Annotated in this window: 16 protein-coding genes and 1 pseudogene; 12 read left to right on the forward strand and 5 right to left on the reverse strand. The window is 73.8% G+C overall.

The genetic code is table 11. The features are described 5' to 3' along the window. The first annotated feature begins 33 nt into the window (after positions 1-33). The 5 genes from H505_RS0103560 (at position 34) to H505_RS0103580 (ending at position 5915) form a co-directional block, all read left to right on the forward strand. Entirely contained in the window at positions 34-1323 is a 1290-nt protein-coding gene (locus tag H505_RS0103560) for a cytochrome P450 (protein ID WP_084549812.1), read from the forward strand. Between the two features lie 135 nt (positions 1324-1458). Further along, a complete protein-coding gene (locus H505_RS48710) occupies positions 1459-1833 on the forward strand; it encodes a CHAT domain-containing protein (RefSeq protein WP_084549814.1) in 375 nt (124 codons plus the stop codon). Positions 1834-1944: 111 nt separating this feature from the next. Continuing rightward, entirely contained in the window at positions 1945-2982 is a 1038-nt protein-coding gene (locus tag H505_RS0103570) for a hypothetical protein (protein WP_157432892.1), read from the forward strand. A gap of 88 nt (positions 2983-3070) precedes the next feature. Continuing rightward, positions 3071-4852, forward strand: coding sequence for a glycoside hydrolase family 15 protein (locus tag H505_RS0103575; protein ID WP_425248241.1), 1782 nt, complete (start codon positions 3071-3073; stop codon positions 4850-4852). A gap of 10 nt (positions 4853-4862) precedes the next feature. Then, positions 4863-5915, forward strand: a complete 1053-nt coding sequence (locus H505_RS0103580) for a glucose 1-dehydrogenase (RefSeq protein ID WP_026400870.1) — start codon at positions 4863-4865, stop codon at positions 5913-5915. On the opposite strand, the gene H505_RS39650 is transcribed toward H505_RS0103580, so the two are convergent. After that, complete coding sequence (locus tag H505_RS39650) at positions 5899-7158, reverse strand: acyl-CoA dehydrogenase family protein (protein WP_051300165.1); 1260 nt, start codon at positions 7156-7158, stop codon at positions 5899-5901. The two genes, H505_RS0103580 and H505_RS39650, sit on opposite strands and share 17 nt — an antisense overlap. 9 nt (positions 7159-7167) lie before the next feature. Further along, on the reverse strand, positions 7168-8727 hold the full coding sequence (locus H505_RS0103590) for a class I adenylate-forming enzyme family protein (protein ID WP_026400871.1): 1560 nt from the start codon (positions 8725-8727) through the stop codon (positions 7168-7170). Between the two features lie 126 nt (positions 8728-8853). Between H505_RS0103590 and H505_RS0103595 the strand changes: the two genes are divergently transcribed. Then, the gene (locus H505_RS0103595; protein ID WP_026400872.1) at positions 8854-9450 is read left to right on the forward strand and encodes a TetR/AcrR family transcriptional regulator; all 597 of its coding nucleotides are present in this window, start codon (positions 8854-8856) and stop codon (positions 9448-9450) included. Positions 9451-9634: 184 nt separating this feature from the next. Then, positions 9635-10900, forward strand: a complete 1266-nt coding sequence (locus tag H505_RS0103600; RefSeq protein ID WP_026400873.1) for an SLC13 family permease — start codon at positions 9635-9637, stop codon at positions 10898-10900. Positions 10901-10918: 18 nt separating this feature from the next. Here the strand turns inward: H505_RS0103600 and H505_RS0103605 are convergent, their stop codons facing one another. Beyond that, the gene (locus H505_RS0103605; protein WP_026400874.1) at positions 10919-11371 is read right to left on the reverse strand and encodes a CBS domain-containing protein; all 453 of its coding nucleotides are present in this window, start codon (positions 11369-11371) and stop codon (positions 10919-10921) included. Between the two features lie 324 nt (positions 11372-11695). On the opposite strand from H505_RS0103605, the gene H505_RS0103610 reads away from it, so the two are divergent. Together H505_RS0103610 and H505_RS0103615 are read left to right on the forward strand one after the other, a co-directional pair. Beyond that, complete coding sequence (locus tag H505_RS0103610) at positions 11696-12973, forward strand: ArsB/NhaD family transporter (protein WP_245592425.1); 1278 nt, start codon at positions 11696-11698, stop codon at positions 12971-12973. A gap of 86 nt (positions 12974-13059) precedes the next feature. Beyond that, complete coding sequence (locus tag H505_RS0103615; RefSeq protein WP_026400876.1) at positions 13060-13488, forward strand: ChaB family protein; 429 nt, start codon at positions 13060-13062, stop codon at positions 13486-13488. 310 nt (positions 13489-13798) lie between these two features. On the opposite strand, the pseudogene H505_RS52665 reads toward H505_RS0103615, so the two are convergent. Then, positions 13799-14395: pseudogene (locus H505_RS52665) on the reverse strand (esterase/lipase family protein); the annotation flags it as partial. A 120-nt stretch (positions 14396-14515) separates the two neighbouring features. Here H505_RS52665 and H505_RS0103625 point away from each other — a divergent pair. Genes H505_RS0103625 through H505_RS0103635 form a run of 3 tightly spaced genes read left to right on the forward strand, consistent with a single transcriptional unit; the run spans position 14516 to position 17398 of the window. Then, positions 14516-15367, forward strand: a complete 852-nt coding sequence (locus tag H505_RS0103625; RefSeq protein ID WP_051300167.1) for an enoyl-CoA hydratase — start codon at positions 14516-14518, stop codon at positions 15365-15367. Further along, positions 15357-16487: an acyl-CoA dehydrogenase family protein gene (locus H505_RS0103630; protein ID WP_026400878.1), complete on the forward strand. Its 1131-nt coding sequence runs from the start codon at positions 15357-15359 to the stop codon at positions 16485-16487. Before H505_RS0103625 ends, H505_RS0103630 begins: the two co-directional genes overlap by 11 nt. Further along, complete coding sequence (locus H505_RS0103635) at positions 16484-17398, forward strand: acyl-CoA dehydrogenase family protein (RefSeq protein WP_026400879.1); 915 nt, start codon at positions 16484-16486, stop codon at positions 17396-17398. Before H505_RS0103630 ends, H505_RS0103635 begins: the two co-directional genes overlap by 4 nt. Here the strand turns inward: H505_RS0103635 and H505_RS0103640 are convergent. Next, positions 17395-18957, reverse strand: coding sequence for a FadD3 family acyl-CoA ligase (locus tag H505_RS0103640; protein ID WP_026400880.1), 1563 nt, complete (start codon positions 18955-18957; stop codon positions 17395-17397). The two genes, H505_RS0103635 and H505_RS0103640, sit on opposite strands and share 4 nt — an antisense overlap. Between the last annotated feature and the right edge of the window lie 35 nt (positions 18958-18992).

Raw genomic sequence — 18992 nt, forward strand, 5'->3', positions numbered from 1 at the left:
CATGTTTTGGCCCACTTTATTGCGTCCGCCCGCATGACCGGGACGCGGGCGGGCCGGAGTTGTCGTGAATTGGTGGCGGGCGTCCCCCGGAACAGGCAGGATCGCTTCCGCAGCGCGCCGCCGAACCGGGAGAACATCGCCGTGGAGACCTTCTACAGTCCGTTCGACTTCACGATCCAGGACGACCCTTACCCGGTGTACGCGCGGTTGCGCGAAGAGTCGCCGGTCTACCGGAATGACAAGGACGATTTCTGGGCCCTGTCCCGGCATGAGGACGTCATTGCGGCACTGAAGGACACGAATCGTTTCTCCAGTGTCAACGGACTGCGGCTGGAGCCCGCTTTCTGGGGCCCGGACGCGGAGAAGTTCTTCTCGTTCGTCGCGATGGACCCACCGCGGCACACCCGGATGCGCGGGCTGGTGTCGCGGGCGTTCACGGCGCGGCGCGTCATGGAGCTGGAGCCGCGGATCCGGGAGATCGCCCGGGAGTGCGTCCGCCCGTACGTCGAGGGCGACGCGTTCGACATGATGACGGACTTCGCGGCGCGGTTCCCGATGGACGTGATCTCCGAGCTGGTGGGCGTCCCGGAGGCGGACCGCGCGAAGGTCCGCGACCTCGGCATGGCGATCATGTACCGGGAGGAGGAGGGCGACGACCTGCCGCCGGAGGCGCTGCAGGCGATCGGCGCGCTCGTCGGGTACTACACCGAGCTGACGGTCGAGCGGAGCCGGGAGCGCCGGGGCGACCTGCTGTCGGGGCTGCTCGACGCGGCGGACGGGGCCGACCGGCTCACCCCCGAGGAGATCGTCGGGGTACTGATCCTGCTGGTGGGCGCGGGCATCGAGACGACGATGCTGCTGCTCGGCAACGCGTGGCACGCGGCGTGGCTGCACCCGGAGGCGCGGGCGGCGGCGTTCGGCGGGCGGATCCCCGACTGGATCGAGGAGACGCTGCGCTGGGACCCGCCGACGCAGGCGATCGCCCGGACGACGACCGAGGCGGTCGAGCTGCACGGCGCGACGATCCCCGCGGAGGCGCGGATCCTGCTGCTCACCGGCTCCGCGAACCGCGACCCGCGGGTGTTCGACGACCCCGACCGGTTCGACCTCGACCGCGACACGGGCGCGTCCCTCGCGTTCGGCAACGGCCGCCACCACTGCCTGGGCGCGAACCTCGGGCGGCTGGAGGCCCGGATCGCGCTGGAGGAGATCACCGGGCTCGTCGCCGACTACGAGATCGACGAGGCGAACGCGAAGCGCGTCCGCTCGTCCAACGACCGGGGGTTCGCGGCGCTGCCGTCCCGCATCACCCGCCGCCGCTGACCCGGCCGGGCCGGGAGGCGGGGCCGGGAGGCGGGGCCGGGAGGCGGGGCCGGGAGGTGCGGCGCCGGAAGCGGTCCGGAAGCGGTTTCGTGCTTTCGGCGCAAGCCGGCGCACCGGTCTGCTGGTGCCGTCACGATCCCGGCCTTCAGGAGGTCCAGATGGACGACCGTCACCGTCGCGGACATCGCCGCGAGCACGCACGGCGGCGAGTTCGCGTTCCTGTCGGCCTGCAAGACCGCGACCGGCGGCGTCTCCCTCCCCGACGAGGCCGTCACGCTCGCCGCCGCCCTGCAGTACACGGGGTACCGGCACGTGGTCGCGACGCTCTGGTCCGTCCCGGACGCGGCCGCGCTGTGGATCGTCGACACCGTGTACGACGTCCTCACCGAGGGCGGGACGTTCGCCCCGGACGGCACCGCGGCGGCGCTGCACGCGGCGGCGCGGGAGCTGCGGGCCGCGTCGGCCCCGGACCTGTCGGGCTGGGTCCCGTTCGCGCACTTCGGCCCCTGACCGGAGCGGAGCGCGACGGCGGGGCCCCGCTGCGTCAGCAATTCTTACGGGCCGCGAACAGGACGTTCTCCGCGCCGCCCACCGGCCTCGAAGATCATTAACTTCGCTCCCATGTCCCACATGACGATCCACCGCCGGGCGGGCCTGGGGGCCGCGGCCCTCGCCCTCGCCCTTCCCGCGGCGTTCGCCGCCGCCCCGTCCGCCGCCGCCGACACGACGCCCCGGGTTGCGTCGACCAGCGTGTCGCCCGCCGTCATCACGGCCGGCGGGGAGGCGCTGCAGACCGTCCGGCTGACCGCGCCCGCGCCCGCGGGCGGGCTCGGCGTCGAAGTGATCAGCGTCGGGTTCGCCGACGGCAACTACCAGTACTCCACGGACGGCGGCCACGTGCGCGTCCCCGAGGGGAAGACGAGCGTCACGTTCCCGATCCGGCTGGAGGCGTACGAGGACGAGACGGTCGTGCCGCTGCTCGCCCGCCGCGACGGCGCCACCGCCGGGACGAGCGTGACGGTGCGGCCGCTCGACTGGCGCGAGCAGACCGTGACGGGCATCGACCTCGACGTCCCCGGGGACGCCAAGGCGGTCGTCGCGGGCACGAAGGTCACCGGCTCGGTGGAGCTGGCGGCCCCCGCCGGGATCGGCGGGACGTCGGTGGACCTGCGGGTCGCGCACGTCTCGGGACTCCCCGGCGGCCCCACGCCGAAGATCCCGCGCTACACCGTCGTCCCCGCCGGGAGCACCCGCGGCACGTTCACGATGGAGTACCCGGCCGTCCCGGTCGGCGGCATCGGGATCACCGACATCGCGGCCGACCTCGGCCACCCGCCCATGCGGGTCGCCCCGCTGCTGGTGCCGAAGCAGTACACGGTCGGGGTGGTCCGCGAGCTGCGCGCGGGCGACCGGAACAACCTCGGGGCCGTCGGGCTGGGCGACCGCTGGCACCCGTTCGGCGCGGTCATCGAGCTGACCAGCGACACCCCCGGCGTGACGGTGCCGCGGAAGATCGAGATCCGGGCCGAGGAGGCGGGCGCGAACTTCCCCATCACCGTCGACCCGTCCGTCCCGGCGGGCACGAAGGTGCGGATCTCCGCGACGTGGGTGCTGTCCACCGCGGGGACGGTCACGACCGAGGCCGTCGTCGCCGGATAGCGGGCACGTTCCCCCGCGCGAGCTTTCACTCCCCCGCGGACGGGTACGCACGTGGGCGTCCCCCCATCCGAGGAGTGAACCTGTGGCGTTGCGGATCGAGGACTACGGGCTGCTCGGCGACCTGGAGACGGCCGCGCTCGTGGGCCGCGACGGGTCGATCGACTGGCTGTGCCTGCCCCGCTTCGACTCGCCCGCGTGCTTCGCCGCCCTGCTGGGCGACGAGCACGCGGGCTTCTGGCGGATCGCCCCCGCGGCGGGCGGCATGTGCGCCCGGCGCCGCTACCGCGGGGACTCGCTGATCCTGGAGACCGAGTGGGAGACGCCCGAGGGCGCGGTCCGCGTGATCGACGCGATGCCGCGCCGGGGCGAGGCCGCCGACGTCGTCCGGATCGTCGAGGGCGTCCGCGGCCGGGTCCCGGTGCATATGGCGCTGCGGCTGCGGTTCGACTACGGCCGGGTCGTCCCGTGGGTGCGGCACCGCGACGGGCAGCTCAACGCGATCGCCGGACCGGACGCGGCGTGGCTGAAGACGCCCGTGCCGCTGGAGGGCCGCGACGAGACGACGTACGCGGACTTCGCCGTGTCGGCGGGCGAGCGGGTGCCGTTCGTCCTGACGTACCGGCCGTCGCACGAGCCGCGCCCGCACCCGGTGGACCCCGAGCGGGCCCTCGCCGACACCGAGGCGTTCTGGGCCGACTGGATCAAGGACTTCCGGTACGCGGGCCGCTGGCCCGAGGCCGTCCGGCGGTCGCTGATCACGCTGAAGGCGCTCACGTACCACCCGACGGGCGGGATCGTCGCGGCCGCGACGACGTCGCTGCCCGAGCAGCTCGGCGGGCCGCGCAACTGGGACTACCGGTTCTGCTGGCTGCGGGACGCGACGTTCACGCTGCAGGCCCTCCTCGGCACCGGGTTCGTCGCGGAGGCGAAGGCGTGGCGGGAGTGGCTGCTGCGGGCGGTCGCGGGCAACCCCGCCGACCTGCAGATCATGTACGGGATCGACGGGACGCGGCGGCTCCCCGAGTACGAGCTCGACTGGCTCTCCGGGTACGAGGGCGCGTCGCCGGTGCGGATCGGGAACGCGGCGTCCGGGCAGTTCCAGCTCGACGTGTGGGGCGAGGTCATCGAAGGGCTGCACCTCGCGCGGGAGGCCCGCATCGAGGCGGACGAGACCGCGTGGGACGTCCAGCGGGCCCTGCTCGACTTCCTGGAGGGGCACTGGAGCGACCCCGACGACAGCCTGTGGGAGGTCCGCGGGGACCCGCGGCACTTCGTCCACTCGAAGGTGCTGGCGTGGACGGGCGTCGACCGGGCCGTCCAGGCGGTGGAGCGGTACGGGCAGGACGGGCCCGCCGACCGGTGGCGGGCGCTGCGCGACACGATCCACCGGGACGTCTGCGAGAACGGCTACGACGCCCGGCGGAACACGTTCACGCAGTTCTACGGGTCGGACGCGCTGGACGCGGCGACGCTGCTGATCCCGCAGGTCGGGTTCCTGCCGTGGGGCGATCCCCGGGTCGTCGGGACGGTCGAGGCGATCGAGCGCGACCTCTACCGGGACGGGTTCGTCCTGCGCTACGACACGGGCGCCGGGGTGGACGGGCTTCCCGGTAACGAGGGCGCGTTCCTCGCCTGCACGTTCTGGTTCGCGGACGCGCTGCACGGCATCGGCCGCACCGCCGACGCCGTCGACCTGTTCGAGCGGCTCCTCGACCTGCGCAACGACGTCGGGCTGCTCAGCGAGGAGTACGACACCGCGGCCCGCCGGCAGGTGGGCAACACCCCGCAGGCGTACTCGCACGTCGGGCTGGTCAACACCGCCCGGCACCTCAGCGGCGCGCCGCCGGCGGCGCGCCCCGCCACGCGATGAAGGAGACGGCATGCGCGCGTTGACCATCCGCCCCGGGCGACCGGGTTCGCTGTCGGTCACCGAGGTCCCCGACCCGGAGCCGGGCCCGGACGAGCTGCTCGTCGAGGGGCTCGCCCTGGGGGTGTGCGGCACCGACCGGGAGATCGCGGCGGGCGAGTACGGTGCGGCCCCGCCGGGACGCGACCGCCTGGTCATCGGGCACGAGTCGCTGGGCCGGGTGCGGCACGCGCCGCCCGGCGGCGGCTTCTCCCCCGGCGACCTGGTCGTGGGCGTCGTCCGGCGGCCCGACCCGGAGCCGTGCGGGGCGTGCGCGCACGGCGAGTTCGACATGTGCCGCAACGGCCGCTACACCGAGCGCGGCATCAAGGAGCTCGACGGGTACGCGAGCGAGCTGTGGCGGGTCGAGACCCGGTACGCGGTGGCGCTCGACCCCGCGCTCGCGGACGTCGGCGTGCTGCTGGAGCCCGCGAGCGTCGTCGCGAAGGCGTGGGAGCAGGTCGAGCGGGTCGGCGGGCGCGCCTGGTTCGAGCCCCGCACGGCGCTGGTCACCGGTGCGGGGTCGATCGGGCTGCTCGCCGCGCTGCTGGGCGTCCAGCGGGGCCTGGACGTCCACGTGCTGGACCGGGTCGCGGACGGCCCGAAGCCCGGCCTCGTCGCCGACCTCGGCGCCGCGTACCACCACGACGGCCTCGACGCGGCGGTGCGGGCGGCGCGGCCGGACGTGGTGATCGAGGCGACGGGCGCCGCGGAGCTCGTGTTCGGCGCGATCGGGTCGACCGCCGCCTACGGCGTCGTGTGCCTGACCGGCGTGTCGCCCGCGGGACGGAACCTGACCGTGGACGCGGGCGCGCTGAACCGCGACATCGTCCTCGAGAACGACGCGGTCGTCGGCTCCGTGAACGCGAACCGGGCGCACTACGCGGCCGCGGCGGACGCCCTCGGGAAGGCCGACCCGGGCTGGCTCGGCCGCCTCGTCACCCGCCGCGTCCCGCTGGACGACTTCGCCGAGGCGTTCGACTCCCGCCCCGACGACGTCAAGGTCGCCCTCACCCTCGGCTCGTAGCCCCCTCCCCGGCCGCCTCCCCGGCGGGCGCCGCGGCGAGAACCTCCGCGTACATCGACAGGCCCTTCGCGATCGCGTTGCGCTGGATCTCCGAGGTGCCGGTCAGGACGCGGAACATGCGGACCTTCCGGAACAGGTACTCGACCTCGGTCCCCTGCACGAGCCCCTCCTTGCCGTGGATCTGCACGGCCTCGTCGAGGATCCGGAACGCGGCCTCGGCGACGTACAGCTTGCACATGTACGCTTCGAGGCGGGGGCGGGTCCCGGCGTCGAGCGCGGCGATGGCGCCGTAGGTCATCGAGCGGGCCGCGTAGTACTCGGTGGCCATGTCGGCGAGCTTGTGCTGGATGGCCTGCAGCTTCAGCAGCGGCGCGCCGTGGACGATCCGGGTCTGCGCCCGCACGAGCGACAGTTCGAGCGCGCGGCGGGCCATGCCGAGCAGCGTCGGGCAGTGCAGGAGGCGGTTGACGGTGACGCGGCCGAGGCCGATGCGCATGCCCTCGCCCTCGGCGCCGATCAGGTTCGCGGCGGGGACGCGGCAGCCGTCCAGGACGATGTCGGCCTCGATGTTCTCGCCGGACATCGGGGTCGCGCCGTCCTCGACGCGGCAGCCGGGGGCGTCGAGGTCGACGAAGAACGCCGAGTACGCGTCCTTCGCGCCGTCCTCCGCGCCGTCCGTGCGGGCGATGACGATGGCGAAGTCGGCGAACGGCCCGGCGGTGCTGAACACCTTGCGGCCGGTGAGCCGGTACCCGTCGCCGTCGCGGACCGCGACCGTCCGCATGGCGCGGACGTCGGAGCCCGCGTCGGCCTCGGTGAGCGAGAAGCAGCAGGCCCGCTCGCCGCGCGCGACCGGCAGCAGGTACTCCTTGATCTGCCGTTCGGTGGCGTGGCGGAAGATGTCGCCGGCGCGGAGCGGGCCGCCCATCTCGCCGAGCACGCTGTGCCCGAGGACGCGCCCGCCCGCGGCGATCTCCTCCTTGAGCGCGGCGAGCCGGGTGTGCGGCAGGCCGCGGCCGCCGTACTCCTCCGGCAGGTGGATCCCGTAGAAGCCGAGCTCGCGGCTGCGCCGCCAGACCGGTTCGAGGAGCCCGCGGGTGAGCCGGGTGGTGCGGTCGACGCCGTGCTCGCGCTCGTAGTCGGCCAGTTCCCCGGCGAGGTAGCCGCGCAGGGACGCGACGAGCCCGTTCAGCTCGGGGTCGTCGTCGTAGGACGGCCGGAGGGTGAAGGTGGAGTGGCTCATCGGGTCCCCTCAGTTGACGCGCCGGTCGACGCCGGCCCAGAACGGTTCCCGCACGGCCTTGCGGTCGGTCTTGCCGTTGCGGTTGACCGGCAGCTCGGCGACGAAGTCGACCGAGCGCGGCTTCTTGTAGCGGTCGAGGCGGTCGGCGCAGAACTCGATCAGCTCCGCGGCGGAGACGTCCGCCCCGTCGTGCCGGACGACGACGGCCTTGACCGCCTCGCCCCACGTCTCGTCCGGGACGCCGACGACGCACGCCTCGCGGACCGCCGGATGCTCGTAGAGGGCCGACTCGACCTCGGTGCAGTAGATGTTGAACCCGCCCGAGATGATCATGTCTTTCTTGCGGTCGACGATGAACAGGTAGCCGTCCTCGCGCATCCACGCCAGGTCGCCGGTGTGCACCCAGCCGTCCCGGAACGTCTCCTCCGTCAGCTCGGGCTCGCGCCAGTACTCGCGGACGCAGTCCTCGCCCCGCACGACCATCTCGCCGACCTCCCGGGGCGGCAGCTCGCGGCCCGCGTCGTCCACGATCCGGATCTCGGTGTCGTAGGCGGCGCGGCCGCAGGACGCGAGCAGCTCGGGGTCCTTCTCGACGGCCTCGGCGAGCGCGGCGGCGCCGATCCCGGCGACGACGCTGGTGGTCTCGCCGAGCCCGTAGCCCTGCGCGACGATCGGCCCGAACGTCTCGACGGCCTGCCGGAGCCGCTGCGGGGACACCGGCGCCCCGCCGATCCGCAGGCTCGTCAGGCTCGACAGGTCGCGGTCGCGGACACCGGGCTCGGCCAGCAGCATGTTCAGCATGGCCGGGACGATGAACGTGGCGGTGATCCGCTCGCGCTCGATCGTGTCGAGGAACGCGCCGGTGTCCCACGCGGGCAGGATGTGCGCGGTCGCGCCGCCGAACACGCCCGCGAGCAGGCCCATCCCGGGGGCGTGCGTGATCGGCCCGCACGCCAGGTAGCGGACGCCCGGCCGGGCGCGGGAGTCGTCGCTCATCATCTGCTTGCGCATGTTCGCGCGGCGGTTGCCGAACGTCTGCGTCGCGGCCTTCAGCTTGCCCGTCGACCCGGACGTGAAGTGCAGCGTGCAGGGGTCGTCCGGCGAGACGTCCACGGCGACCGGCTCGGGCCCGCCCTCCTCGAGCAGTTCGGCGTAGGTGAGCGGGCGGGCCTCGCCGGTGAGGTTGCCGGGGTCGAACACGACGGGCTCGCAGCCGGCGCGGACGGCCGCGAGGGCGTCGTCCGCGTGCGCGGCGTCGAACAGCAGCAGCTTCGCGCCCGCGTAGTCGAGGACGTGCTCGATCTCCCCGCGGCCGAGGCGCGCGTTCACGGGGGCGCGCAGCAGCCCCGCCTTGTAGAGGGCGAACTCGGCCACGACCAGTTCGCCGCGGTTCCACGCGAGCGACGCGACGGCGTCGCCGGGCCGCAGCCCCCGGGCGAGCAGGGCCGACGCGAGCCGGTTCGCCTCGTCCTCCAGCGCCCGGAACGTCCACGCGCGCTCGCCGCAGACGACGGCGCGCTCGTCCGGCCAGTAGCGGGCGCTGCGGGTCAGGTAGCTCCCCAGGTTCATGCACATCTCCGTACCAGTAGACCAATAGTAGACAGAGTGTTCAGTAACTCTCGGGTTGTCAAGAGGTCTCTACACTTGGGGACCGCCGGCGAGCGCGGGCGGATTCACGGTGAACGAGGGACGGCGATGGCTGAGGACAGGCGGACACGGCGGACGCGCAAGGCGCTGCGCGACGCCCTGGTGGGACTGGTGCTGGAACGCGGCTACGCGTCGATCACCGTCGAGGACGTCACCGAGCGCGCCGACATCGCCCGCGCCACCTTCTACAGCCACTGCCGCGACAAGGACGACCTGTTCACCCGGCTCACCAAGGACCTGCTGGACGAGCTCGGCGCGCGGCAGCGCCCGCTGATCGCCGAGAACGCCGTGGGCTTCACCGGCAAGCCCGTCCTGGAGCTGCTCCGGCACGCCGAGCAGGAGCGCGACCTGTACCGGATCATCCTGCGGGGCGAGGGCGACGGGAAGCCGCTGCGGATGTTCACCGAGTCCTGCGTGCGGGTGACCGCCGAGGAGTTCCGCGGCCGCTCCGAGCGCAACGGCGTCGAGCCGCGCATCAACCCCGGGCTGCTCGCCCGCGCCTGGGTCGGCGAGCAGACCGCCGTCCTGCAGTGGTGGCTGGAGATCGACGACCCGCGCCCGCCCGCCGAGGAGGTCGCGCGGATGCTGCTCGACCTGGCCGTCCACGGCCGGTACTGGGCGAGCGGATTCGACGCCCCCGCCTAGCATCCGGGGCCGCCGCGCCCTCCGACCAGCGGCGACTTCCCGCCCCCGGCCGCACCCGGCCGGGGGCTTTTCCGTGCGCCGCCCCCTTGAGGAGGCGGGAAATGTGACGTAGATTGCCCGACACTCTGCACGTAACTGAACACTTCGTTCAGGAACGTCCCGTGTCTGGAGAAGTGATGACCCCATGACCGCCGACGAGATCCTGTCCCTGGTCCTGCTGCTCGCCGTGTTCGCGGTGGCGATCTGGCGGGACGTCAACGTCGGGCTCGTCGCGCTGCCCGCCGGGCTGCTGCTCGCCAAGATCGCCGGCGTGCCGGGCGAGCAGGCCCTCGCCGCCTTCCCCGTCCAGATCGTCGTGCTGATCATCGGCGTGATGTACCTGTTCGGCCACGCCCAGCGCAGCGGGGCCATCGACCGGCTCGTCCACCTCGTCGTCCGCGCGTCCGGCGGGCGGGACTGGCTGCTGCCCTGGACGATGTTCCTGGTCGGCGCCGTGCTCAGCGCCATCGGCACCCTGCCGAGCGCCACCGTCGCGATCGTCCTGCCCATCGCCATGCGGCTCGCCCGCAACCGCGGCATGGACCCGGTCGTCATGGCGGTGGTGGCCTGCGCGGGCGCCGGCGTCGGCGGCTTCTCGCCGCTGTCCCCGTGGGGCGCGATCGTCCGGGAGCTCTCCGAGAAGCAGGGCGCCGCCTTCTCCCCCACCGGCCTGTTCCTCGGCCTCGCCGCCATCAAGACCTGCACCGCGATCCTGACGTACCTCCTTCTGAAGAAGTTCATCCGCCGCGGCGCGCGGCCCGAAGCCCCCGCCGGGCCCACCGAACCCGCCGCCGCCCAGGCCGCCGCGCCGATGAGCCGCTACGAGCTGGGGTCCGCGGCGGGGATCGGTGCGTTCCTCGTGATGGTGCTGGCGCTGGGGATGAACCCGCTGTTCGCGTCGCTGCTCGTGGGCCTCGTCCTGCACGTGGTGTTCAAGCCCGACACCCGGCAGGTGATCGGGGACCTGCCGTGGAGCGTCATCGTGCTGACCTCGGGCGTCCTCGTGTACGTCGGCGTCCTCGAACGGGTCGGGACGCTCGACACGCTCGCCGGGCACCTCGGCGGCATCGACATCGCGCTGCTGACCGTGCTGGCGATCGCCTACCTGGCGGCGCTGTTCGCCACCGTGGAGTCGTCCACGGTCGCCGTCCTCGGCGTGATCATCCCGCTGACTGCGACGGCGCTGCCGCACCAGTCGTCCGCCGGGTTCACCGCGCTGCTCATCGCGATCTGCGGGGTGATCGGCGCGGTCGGGATCAGCCCGATGCACCTCGGCGGCGGGCTGGTCCTGGCCAACACCGGCGACGAGGAGAACCCGCGGGTGTTCCGCTGGCTGCTCGGCATCTCGCTGGTGGCCGCGCTCGTCCTGCCGCTGCTGTTGCTGCTGGTGCCGCTCGGCGTCGGGGTGTGACACCCGGGCCGGGGCGGGTCACTCCCCCGGCAGCAGCCGGGTGAGCAGGTGCGGGACGGCGATGGCGCCGAGCATCGCCTCCCCGCGCCGCTCGCAGACCGCGACGAGCGGGCTGCGGGCCTGGTCCATGACGCTGGCGATCTCCATGACCGTCGCGTCGGCGCCGACCACCGGGAGCGGCAGCTCGTCCTGCCGGAGCAGGTCGGCGACGGTCCGCTCGGCGAGGGGCGCGCACAGCCGGTCGGCGTGGTCCTCGTCGTAGACGTGCGCGAGGGCGGGGTCGTCCCGGACGTACCGCGGGATCAGCAGGCGGAGCAGCCGCGAGCCCGGCAGGACCGCCACCGGGCGGCCCCGCGCGTCCGCAACGATCAGCGCCGGGAGCCCGTGCCCGGCGAGCAGGCGGGCGGCGTCCAGGGCGCCGTCGTCCGGCGTGACGGTCGGGTACTCGACGGCGAGTTCGCGTGCGCGCACGTCTCGTACGTACCCCGCGCCCGTCCGGTGGACCCCGCGTCTGGATGGGACGCGCGGATCCGGTTAAGGTCTCCTCCGGTGTGCCGGGAAGTCCGGTCGGCGTGACGTCCGCCGACCCCGAAAGCTCCCGATGACGACGGACCCGCGAGGCTTCGGCCGGGGGCGCGAGCCGCCCGGCCGGTCCCGCCCGACCGCCGCGGGACGGGCCGCGCCGGGGAGTCCCCCGGCGCGCACGGGGAACGTCCCGGACGATCGGCCCGCGGCGCGCCGACGAGCGACCCGCGCACCCGTACCGCCCGCACCACGCACCCGATCGGAGCCCTCTTGGCCGCCGCCGCAATCGCGATCTTCGTCGTCGCGTACGTCCTGATCGCCTCGGAGAAGATCCACCGCACCGCCGTCGCGCTCGGCGGCGCCGGGCTCATGCTCCTCCTGCACGTCGCCGACGCCGAGTCGGCGTTCTTCTCCGAGGAGACCGGCGTCGACTGGAACGTCGTCTTCCTGCTGCTCGGCATGATGGTGATCGTGTCCGTGCTGCGGCAGACCGGCGTGTTCGAGTTCGTCGCGATCTGGGCGGCCAAACGGGCGCGCGGGAAGCCGTACCGGCTGATGGTCATGCTCGTGCTCATCACCGCGTTCGCGTCCGCGCTGCTGGACAACGTGACGACCGTGCTGCTGATCGCGCCCGTGACGTTCCTGGTCTGCGAGCGGCTCGGCCTGAAGGTCGTCCCGTACCTGATCGCCGAGGTGATGGCGTCGAACATCGGCGGCACCGCCACCCTCGTCGGCGACCCGCCGAACATCATCATCGCGAGCCGCGCCGGGCTGTCGTTCAACGACTTCCTCGTCCACCTGGCGCCGCTGGTCCTCGTGCTCGTCGCCGTGTTCTGCCTCCTCTGCCGGGTGCTGTTCCGCTCCGCGTTCCGGTACGACCCGGAGCGCGCGAAGGAGGTCATGGCGCTGAACGAGCGCGAGGCGATCACCGACCGGCGGCTGCTGTGGCAGGGCCTCGCCGTCCTCGCGGTCGTGATCGTCGCGTTCGTCCTGCACCCGGTGCTGCACTACGAGCCGTCCGTCGTGGCGCTGCTCGGCGCGGGCCTGCTCGTCGCCGCCACCAAGGTGACCACCGAGGACGCGCTGCGCGAGGTCGAGTGGCCCACGCTGGTGTTCTTCGCGGGCCTGTTCGTGATGGTCGGCGGGCTCGTGGAGACGGGCGTCATCGGCGAGGTGTCGGCCTTCGCCGCCGAGCGGACGGAGGGGCGGCTCGGGCTCGCCGCGATGGTGCTGCTGTGGGGATCGGCGCTGATCTCCGCGATCGTCGACAACATCCCGTACGTCGCCACGATGAGCCCGATCGTCGCCGACCTCGTCCAGGGCTACCCGGGCGACGACGGCCAGGTGCTGTGGTGGGCGCTCGCGCTCGGCGCCGACCTCGGCGGCAACGCCACCGCGATCGGCGCCAGCGCGAACGTCGTCGTGCTCGGGATCGCCGCCCGCAACGGGGCGCCGATCAGCTTCTGGCACTTCACCAAGTACGGCATCGTCGTCACCGTCGCGACGATCGCGCTGGCGACCCCGTACCTGTGGCTCCGCTACCTGTGACGGCCCCGCCGCGACCCATGCCACGTGATTAACCGGGCTTCTCGGGTATCGCCACCGGCAGAGGCGATCAGAAGGGAGCCAGGACGATGCCGAAGACCACCGGCAAGGGCCAGGCGAAGAAGGAGGAGCTGCCCGACACCATCAAGCGCTCGGACGCCAAGGCGCAGCGCACCTTCGCGAAGGCGCACGACTCGGCCGTCGAGGAGTACGGCGAGGGCCGCCGCGCCCACCAGGTCGCCTACGCGGCCCTGAAGCACACGCACGAGAAGGTCGGCGACCGCTGGGAGCCGAAGTCCGGCGGCAAGGGCCCGTCCGACGCGCAGGCGGAGGGCGGCCGCGACACCTCCCGCAAGACGGCCGGCGGCGTGGACGCCAACGCGTCCAAGACCCACCTCTACGACGTCGCGAAGCGCCTCGACATCTCGGGCCGCTCGAACATGAGCAAGAACGAGCTGGTGAAGGCCATCGAGAAGGCCAACAAGAGCGAGACGCGCAAGGCGCGCGGCAAGTCCTGACCCGGCCCGGGCGCCGCCGGGCGCCCCGGCAGGCGGCCCGCCCCGGGACCGGGGCGTCGTCCTTGGAGCACTTGAGCCGCCCGCCGCCGCGCAGCGTCGCCTGCTGGAGCGTCCGCTGCCCGTAGCCGACGAGCGGGCGGACGAGCCCCGAGCGCTCGTGCGGCGAGTTCAGGTCCGCGAGGAACGCGCGGGACGCCCGGACGCGCGCGGCGTCGAGGTCGAGGCCGTCCACGATCTCGGCGGGGCGCCGGGCCTCGCCGGCGGCGCCCGCGCGGCGGTCGGCGACCGTCCGGTACATCGGCAGGAGGTCGTACACGCCGGGGACCTCGCGGAGCGTCCCGGCGAGGCGGCGCAGCCGGGCGGGGCCGAACTTCGGGCCGTTGACCAGGTAGTCGAGCGCCTTCACCGAGCCGCGGAAGGGCGTGCCGGCGGTGATGACGCGGTGGCAGTCGCCGTCGTGGTCGTGGTGCCGCAGGTAGTGCGTCGCGACGAGCCCGCCCATGCTGTGCGCGACGATGACGACGCGGGGGCCGTCCACGCGCTCGGCGAGCGCGGCCAGCCGGGGGCGGATCGCGGCGGCGAGGCGGGCGGAGTTCACCGCGACCGGGCGCCGCCAGTCGTACGGGAACTCGAGGTAGTTGAGGTCGTCCAGCTCGAAGCGGGCGCGCAGTTCGCGCCGCAGCGCCCCGTACGGGCCGAGCACCCTGGACAGGTACGGGACGGGCACCGCCATCAGCCCGTCCGGTCGGACGCCGTCGTCGAAGCCGGGGTCGCACAGGGCGTCGTATCCGGCGGCGAGCAGGTCGGGGTCGCGGACGGCGGTGCGCATGTCGGCCGAGAGGCCCCAGGCGACCCTGCCGTCGCGGCGCAGCGAGCTTCCCAGGATGCCCGGCGCGCTGGTGCGCATCGCGCCGGGCGGGTCCCGGCCGCCTTCCGGGCGGAGTCCCGGTCGGCGGGAGGGGGTCGACGGCGGGGGCGTCCGGCCGCGTACTCTACCAAACAGTTGTTAGAAAGAAGGGAGGCGAACATGGTGGTCGAGTACGCGCGGCGGGGGGACGTCGCGGTGGTGACGATGAACCGGCCGGAGTACCGCAACGCGCAGAACTCCGCCATGACCTACGCGCTGGACGAGGCGTTCTACCGGGCGGCCGGGGACGACGACGTCAAGGTGATCGTGCTCGCCGGTGCGGGGCCGCACTTCTCGGCCGGGCACGACATCGGCACCCCGGGACGGGACGCCGACCGCACCTTCCCCCGCAAGGCCGGGATGTGGTGGGACCACGTCGGCAAGGCGGGCGCGGAGAGCCGGTTCGCGCGCGAGTCGGAGGTCTACCTCGGGATGTGCCGCCGGTGGCGGGAGATCCCGAAGCCGATGATCGCGTCGGTGCAGGGCGCGTGCGTGGCGGGCGGGCTGATGCTGGCGTGGGTGTGCGACCTGATCGTCGCGTCGGACGACGCCTTCTTCGCCGACCCCGTGGTCCGGATGGGCATCCCCGGCGTGGAGTACTTCGCGCACCCGTGGGTGATGCCTCCGCGCATCGCGAAGGAGTTCCTCTACACCGGCGAGCGCATGACGGCGGCGCGCGCGCACGAGCTCGGCTGGGTCAACCGCGTGGTCGCGCGGGACGCGCTGGAGGAGGAGACGTTCGCGCTGGCCGACCGGATCGCGGCCATGCCCCGGATGGGGCTCGCGCTGACGAAGAAGGCCGTGAACCAGGCCGAGGACATCCAGGGCATGCAGACCGGGATGGACTCGGTGTTCGGCCTCCACCACCTCGCGCACGCGCACAACGCGGAGACGGGCGCGGACTCCCTGGCGGGGCAGGACGCGAAGAGCATGAAGGCGGCTTCGGAGAAGGCGGCAGCGAATGGATCTTGAGTTCGGGACGGCGGACGAGGAGTTCCGCGCGGAGGTGCGGGCGTGGCTGGCGGAGCACGTGCCCGCCGAGCCGCTGCCGTCGCTGGAGACCGAGGAGGGCTTCGCGGCCCACCGGGAGTGGGAGCGGACGCTCGGCGCCGACCGGCTGTCGGTGGTGTCGTGGCCGGAGGAGTACGGCGGCCGCGGCGTCTCGGTGCTCCAGTGGCTCGTGTTCGAGGAGGAGTACTACGCGGCGGGCGCGCCCGGCCGGGTCAGCCAGAACGGCATCAACCTGCTGGCGCCGACGCTGCTGAAGCACGGGACGCCGGAGCAGCTCGCGCGGGTGCTGCCGCCGATGGCCGCCGGGGAGGTGATCTGGGCGCAGGCGTGGTCGGAGCCGGGCGCGGGCAGCGACCTGGCGGCGCTGCGCGCGACGGCGACCCGGACGGACGGCGGGTGGCTGCTGAACGGGCAGAAGACGTGGAGTTCGCGGGCGGCGTTCGCCGACCGGGGCTTCGGGCTGTTCCGGTCCGACCCGGACAGCGAGCGGCACCGGGGGCTCACGTACCTGATGTTCCCGCTGGACGCCGAGGGCGTGACCGTCCGGCCGATCGGGCGGCTCGACGGCAAGCCCGCGTTCGCGGAGCTGTTCCTCGACGGCGTGTTCGTCCCGGACGGCGACGTCATCGGCGAGCCCGGGAAGGGCTGGAGCGTCGCGATGAGCACGGCGGGCAACGAGCGCGGGCTGACGCTGCGCTCCCCCGGCCGGTTCACCGCCGCGACGGAACGGCTCGTGGAGCTGTGGAAGGAGCGGGCCGACCCGGCGGACACGGCGCTGCGGGACCGGGTCGCGGACGCCTGGATCCGGTCGCGCGCGTACCGGCTGAAGGGCTTCGAGACGATCTCCCGGGACGACGACATCGGCGCCGAGTCGAGCCTGAACAAGGTCTTCTGGTCGGAGCTGGACGTGGCGCTGCACGAGACGGCGCTCGACCTGCTCGGCGCGGACGGCGAGCTGGAGTCGGAGTGGCTGGAGAACTACGTGTTCTCGCTCGCCGGCCCCATCTACGCGGGCACCAACGAGATCCAGCGGAACGTGATCGCCGAGCGGCTGCTCGGCCTGCCGAGGGGGGCACGGTGAAGTTCGTCCTGTCCGAGGAGCAGCGGATGTTCGCCGGGACGCTGCGGCGGCTGCTCGCCGAGGCCGGCACCGCGAAGACCGTCCGGGCGTGGGCGTCCGGGGACCACGCTCCGGGCCGCGCGGTGTGGGCGGCGCTCGCGGAAGCCGGCCTGTTCGCGGTGGCGGTGCCGGAGGAGCACGGCGGCGCGGGCCTGCTGCCGGTGGAGCTGGTCGCGGCGATGGAGGAGGTGGGGCGGGCGGCGGCGCCCGGCCCGTACGTCGAGACGCTCGCGGCGGCGGAGCTGCTGCCCCGGACGGGCGGCGGCGGGCTGCTGGAGGGCATCGCCGAGGGCACCGCGATGGTGACGCTCGGCGTGCCGCACGCGCTGGACGCCGACGCCGCCGACGCCGTCCTCGGGACCGACGGGAAGCCGCGCGCGGCCTCCGGCGGCCCGCTGGCCTCCCTCGACCCGGCCCGGCGCCTGTTCCGCGTGGACGGCTCCCCGGGCGGGCGGCCCGACTTCGGGGTGCTGATGTGCGCGGCGCAGCAGATCGGGCTCGGCCGGGCGCTGCTGGACGTGACGGTCGAGTACGCGAAGACGCGGCGGCAGTTCGGGCGCCCGATCGGCGAGTACCAGGCGGTCAAGCACCACCTGGCGGGCGCGATGGTCGAGCTGGAGTTCGCGCGGCCGCTGCTGTACGGCGCGGCGCTCGCGCACGGGACGCCGGAGTTCGGCCGGGACGCGGCGGCGGCGAAGGTCGCCGCGTCCGACGCGTGCTACGGCGCCGCGAAGGCCGCCCTCCAGGTGCACGGCGCGATCGGCTACACCGACGAGTACGACCCGTCGCTGTGGATCCGCAAGGCGCGGGCGCTGCACTCGGCGTGGGGCACCCCCGCCGAGCACCGCGCCCGCGTCGCCGCCTCGCTCTAGCGGGGCAGGTCCACGCGGCGGACCTTGCCGGACGCGGTCTTCGGGAGGTCGTCCACGAAGACGACCTCCCGGGGGACCTTGAAGTTCGCGAGCCGCTCCTTGCAGTGCGCGATCAGCTCGTCGGCGGCGACGGACGCGCCGGGGCGGGTGCGCACGTAGGCGCGGGCGACCTCGCCGAGCCGCTCGTCCGGGACGCCGATGACGCCGGACTCGGCGACGGCGCCGTGCCGGGCGAGGACGTCCTCGATCTCCGCCGGGTACACGTTGAACCCGCCGACGGTGAACATCTCCTTCGTCCGCCCGGTGATCCGCAGGTTGCCGCGCTCGTCGAGGCGGCCCCGGTCGCCGGTGTCGAGCCACCCGCCGCGGAGCGTCGCGGCGGTCGCCTCCGGGTCGTCGAGGTAGCCGCTCATCACGTTGTAGCCGCGCACGAGGACGGCGCCGTCCTCGCCGGGCGGCAGCGGGTCGCCCTTGTCGTCGGCGACGACGACCTCGACGTCGTCGATGGCGCGGCCGCACGTGGTCGCGATCGTCTCGTCGTCGTCGTCCACCGAGCAGGCGGTGACGGTGCCGGACGACTCGGTGAGCCCGTAGGCGGTCACGACCTGCGGGAACAGCTCGGCGCGGATGCGGCGGACGAGCGCGACGGGGACGTCGGCGGCGCCCGTGACGGCCAGCCGCAGCGACGACAGGTCGCGGTCGGCGCGGCCGGGGGCGTCCAGCAGCGTCGTGTAGATCGTGGGCGGGCCGGGCAGGACGGTGATCCGCTCGCGCTCGATCAGCGCGAGGGTCTCGCCCGCCTCGAAGACGCGCTGCAGCACCATCGTGGCGCCCTGGAGCACGCACGCCAGGACGCCCGCCTTGTAGCCGAACGTGTGGAACATCGGGTTGACGATGAGGTACCGGTCGCCCGCGCCGACGCCCGTCCGCCCGCACCACGCCCGGTACGTCCGGATGTTCTGCTCGTGCGTGCACAGGACGCCCTTCGGCCGTCCGGTGGTGCCCGAGGTGAACAGGATGTCGGCGACGTCGCCGGGCGCGACGGCGGCGGCCCGCGCGTCCGCCTCCGCCGGCGGGACGGCCGCGCCCGCGCCGAGGAACGCGTCCCACGTCGTCACGCCGGGCCGCTCGGGCCCGTTGAACGTGACGATGCCGCGCAGGCCGGGCAGCCCGGGGACGGCGCCGGACGCGTCCTGCCCGAGCATCCCCGGGTAGTCGATGCCGAGGAAGCCGTCCTCGACGAACAGCAGCTTCACCCGGGCCTTCTCCAGCGGCCAGCGCGCCTCGTCGCCCTTGTAGCGGGTGTTGAGCGGGACGAGCGCCGCGCCGGCCGACACGGCGCCGAGCACGGTCACGATCCACTGCAGCCCGTTCGGCGCCCAGATCGAGACGCGGTCGCCCGGTTCGACGCCCGCCGCGGCGAACGCGCGCGCGGCGGCCCGCACCCGGTCGCGCAGCTCGGCGTAGGTGACGCGGACGGGCCCGTCGACGACGGCCTCCGTGTCCGGGGACGTGGCCGCGGCCCGGGCCAGCACCCCGGGAATCGTCAACTCGCTCATGACCGCCCATCGTCGCCCGCGCGGGCGGGCGGCGG

This window comes from Actinomadura rifamycini DSM 43936, from assembly GCF_000425065.1.
Classification (GTDB): domain Bacteria; phylum Actinomycetota; class Actinomycetes; order Streptosporangiales; family Streptosporangiaceae; genus Spirillospora; species Spirillospora rifamycini.